The sequence below is a fragment of the Halorubrum sp. SP9 genome, from assembly GCF_005435015.1.
Lineage (GTDB): Archaea > Halobacteriota > Halobacteria > Halobacteriales > Haloferacaceae > Halorubrum > Halorubrum sodomense.
The window spans coordinates 1-3250 of record NZ_SGXU01000054.1 but is presented as its reverse complement, the minus strand read 5'-3'; the positions used below and the strand labels follow the sequence as shown (position 1 = coordinate 3250).

5 protein-coding genes are annotated in these 3250 nt (G+C 48.4%); 4 read left to right on the top strand and 1 reads right to left on the bottom strand.

All coding sequences use genetic code 11. The annotated features are described in order from the left end of the window. The 4 genes from EXE45_RS15895 to EXE45_RS15880 all read left to right on the top strand — a co-directional run. Positions 1–1158 (top strand): hypothetical protein (locus EXE45_RS15895; protein WP_199233647.1); only part of this gene is annotated, 1158 nt, incomplete at its 5' end. A gap of 168 nt (positions 1159–1326) precedes the next feature. After that, a complete protein-coding gene (locus tag EXE45_RS15890) occupies positions 1327–1509 on the top strand; it encodes a hypothetical protein (protein WP_137694888.1) in 183 nt (60 codons plus the stop codon). Beyond that, positions 1506–1694 carry a hypothetical protein gene (locus tag EXE45_RS15885; protein WP_137694887.1) on the top strand — a complete coding sequence of 63 codons (189 nt, stop codon included), beginning with the start codon at positions 1506–1508 and terminating at the stop codon, positions 1692–1694. Before EXE45_RS15890 ends, EXE45_RS15885 begins: the two co-directional genes overlap by 4 nt. Next, on the top strand, positions 1684–2301 hold the full coding sequence (locus EXE45_RS15880) for a site-specific integrase (protein ID WP_137694886.1): 618 nt from the start codon (positions 1684–1686) through the stop codon (positions 2299–2301). The genes EXE45_RS15885 and EXE45_RS15880 overlap by 11 nt, the downstream gene beginning before the upstream one ends. A 64-nt stretch (positions 2302–2365) precedes the next feature. Here EXE45_RS15880 and EXE45_RS15875 read toward each other — a convergent pair whose 3' ends face one another. Beyond that, positions 2366–2869, bottom strand: a complete 504-nt coding sequence (locus EXE45_RS15875) for a helix-turn-helix transcriptional regulator (RefSeq protein WP_137694885.1) — start codon at positions 2867–2869, stop codon at positions 2366–2368. Positions 2870–3250 lie beyond the last annotated feature (381 nt).

Here is a 3250-nt window from a genome sequence, read left to right as displayed (position 1 = left end):
ATCACTGATTTATTAAGAACCAATTTTGTAGAATATTCTGGGAAAAATCTATTACGGATTGATGTGGAGCAAGCCAAAGAAAAGCCGATTCAGTATAAAGAAGAAGGCGAATATGTACCGTGGATTCGCGTTGGGGATGGTATGGAGGAAATGACACGAAGTCAAATGCTCTCATTCTTTGAATCTCGTAAAAGGGAAAAGCATAGCCTGTTTTCCTCAGAGGTTGAGGAGCGCGTAAATATTCATTTAGATAGTGATTCAGATAGAGAAACTCATTCGATTCAATCACCACAAAATTGGTTGATTACCACCACAGAAGGACGGTCTATGTTTGTCTTTGGAGAGCCCGGTCTGTCCCATGACTTCGGAAAGTCGGTATTATATCATGTTGAAGAGCGGGTCTATGCCTCAACTGCGGAGGAAATAGAGCACGTATTTGATGTACTTAAGAACACTACTGGAACGAAGTTGTCCCATTCAAGAGTTGGGTATACAATTGAGTTGGGGGAACGTCAAGAAATTGGCCGTGGATATCGGTGGTTCGTTGAAGATTTGAAGAATATTGAAAATACAATTGGGACACTAGAGGAGGCTCACAAAGTGGAACCAATCTCTGACCCACCTAGTGACCCCCAGCCTATTGCTGTGGCTTATGTGAGTTGTTCAGCTGGTCTCTTTTGGCTAGAGACCCAATGGGATGGTGAAGAGTTCACACGAACAAGATGTGGATTCGTATTTACTGATATCCCATTCAACGAAGGCGGCTACCAGTCATTTTTCACCGAAATAGGTAGGAGCCCAGATATATACGAGCAACGCCGGGGCCTTCAGATACTCACTCTCGCAGGAGATTCTCAATATCTTGGACGGCCACAAGTCGTGGATATTAGCGACCATGTTGACTCTCCAGAATACATGGTTGTAGATAACCCGTTTTATCACCGAACTGATGAATTAAAGAAGAAGTCAGAAGTGGATATTCCAGAATACTTCTTGGACCCATTAGATGGTATTAATCGAATTCCGCTCAACATTTCGGGAGGGTATAAGAATGACAGGAGTCGTTCCGTAGAATTAGACACGCTAACACTCTTCTCAAAGGACCTCTTGATGAATACTATATTCGCATCAGGCTGGTGTCGGCAGAAGCGAGAATAAGTGCGGCACAAGGGATGTTGGTCATTCGTAGTTGTTCCACAACAAGGAAGACCTCGAACTCGGAACGCCCCAAACTCCCCGAAACATCGATTTACGCTCCCGATACAAACACAAATCTAGAAAGTAGGCAAGTATATAGTCGCAATTGTCATAAACAATTACGAAGAGATGTCCAACTATGAATCGCTCAACCGGCAAGAACTCATCGAACAGTTAGAAGCGCGAGACTGGCTCCTCAACCGCTATCGGCAGACCGCCGAACAACTTGAGCAAGACATCGACTTTTTCGAAGAGTCCTTCGGCGACGCGACCGCGGAAGTAGACCGACTGCGAAACGAGACAGTAGAATGAACACGTCTAACATCTTTTTGCCGGCCTCACTCGGCGCATTCGGAGGAATTCTCCTCGGAGGCATCGGTGGCATAGACATATTCTCCACGCTCGTCTTAGCAGCAATATGCGCAGTCGTCGGCGTCGCTGTCGGGTCCACCTTCGAGAACGAAAACCAGACAACACTAGAAGACCATGAGAATTGACGACAGCAGCGCAAGAGTGAAAGTCTGGATGGACGAAGACGAAGCCAACACCCTCCAACGCACACTCGAAAAGAAAGCATGGGAACGAGGTATAGCCGGTATGCTAATGCTCAGGTGTGGTCTCCGCTCTGAAGAAACAACAACCGTCACACCAGACGATGTAGAGCGCGGTAAAGACGGTGAGAGCTGGCTTCTCAACGTCGAAGGAAAGAATACCAAGGGCGGAGAGAAGACCACTCGAAAAGCGTGGCTACCAGATGATGTCGAAAAAGGGTTGTTCAATTTTCAGAGAGAACGCGATATTAGCGACGACGAACCCTACTTGCCGTACGCTCCCCGGAGTATCCAAAACTGGATTACCAACGAGAGCGGGACAGGCGCGGCTGACGTACTAGCCGAAGACGAGCAAGAACCTGACGAATGGGAACACGTGTCCTCGCACGACTGCCGCCGGCACTGGGCGCACCTTCACTTAGTCGAAAAGAAAGTCCCTGTACGCGTCATGATGGCCATAGGCGGGTGGTCTTCGTATTCAGCAATTGAGCCATATCTTACTGTACCAACCGAGAAATCGATTCTCGAAGAAATGCGCGCAGTACAGAACTAGTGAACGGGGTTTCCAATTAACTGTCTAATTAATTATCTGGTTAACTGATTAGCTAAGCTCTCTCTCAACGGATTGGTTCGTCTGTTCCTTCTTCAACCAGTCCAATTCTTCGAGCATAAGCGAGCCCCTCGTCTTCTTCAGACGGTGTAGACTCATCGGTTGACTCGGGCTCTGACAATTGCGCTTCCAAATCAGCGACCCTAGTGGTAAGACGTTCTAACTCCGGGTAGACGGTATTTTTGACAAAATCCACGTACTCATCTACGTTGACCGCGAGGTCCACAACGTCGACGGTCGTCCGCTCAGGCTTCCTATCATGAGACAAGAGCGCTTCTGCTTCGTCGCGCATCCCCTCCGGGATAACTGCGACCTTCATCCGCGACCCGGACTGCGAAGGGATTTGCGCGCGCTCCACTTCAATAAACTCGTGTTGCTCCATCTTGCGAAACTGATGTTGAAGCTGGCCTTCGGTCAAGTCGGTTCTCCGCCGTATCTGAGCCATCGACGCTCTCCCGTCTTCTTCAAGCACCGCCGAGACGAACTGGCGCGTTTCGTTCGTCTCATTCATTCTATTCATACCAAATTATTGGCAATAAGACGGCAAAGGTGTATGGGCGACGAAGGCTTCGAAAGCATGCTGAGAGAGGCTTCGGCGGGGTATAATCCAAAGCCTCGGTAAGAGGCTTCGACAGGGTGCGAACCCACGCTCGACGGATTCTCTTAGAGACACCCCCTAAGAGAGACCGAATATCCATGATTCAAGTTATCTTCGAAGGGAATAATCATCTAAGGGATTACCTGAGTCTGGGTACAAGACTTCTCGGTTTCGAACACGGAACCCATCTTACCAAGTAACGGAGAGAGCGCAAGAAGGAACATCGTCTCTCAAACTGAACAAGGATTATTTTTCTCTGGGTAGGGCGGTGAGTGGAGCGGAGCGAAGCACCCA

What these genes read in the sequence shown, in the direction of transcription:
- EXE45_RS15890 (WP_137694888.1), top strand. Translation starts at nt 1,327, where the DNA reads ATGTCCAACTATGAATCGCTCAACCGGCAAGAACTCATCGAACAGTTA.
- EXE45_RS15885 (WP_137694887.1), top strand. Translation starts at nt 1,506, where the DNA reads ATGAACACGTCTAACATCTTTTTGCCGGCCTCACTCGGCGCATTCGGA.
- EXE45_RS15880 (WP_137694886.1), top strand. Translation starts at nt 1,684, where the DNA reads ATGAGAATTGACGACAGCAGCGCAAGAGTGAAAGTCTGGATGGACGAA.
- EXE45_RS15875 (WP_137694885.1), bottom strand. Translation starts at nt 2,869, where the DNA reads ATGAATGAGACGAACGAAACGCGCCAGTTCGTCTCGGCGGTGCTTGAA.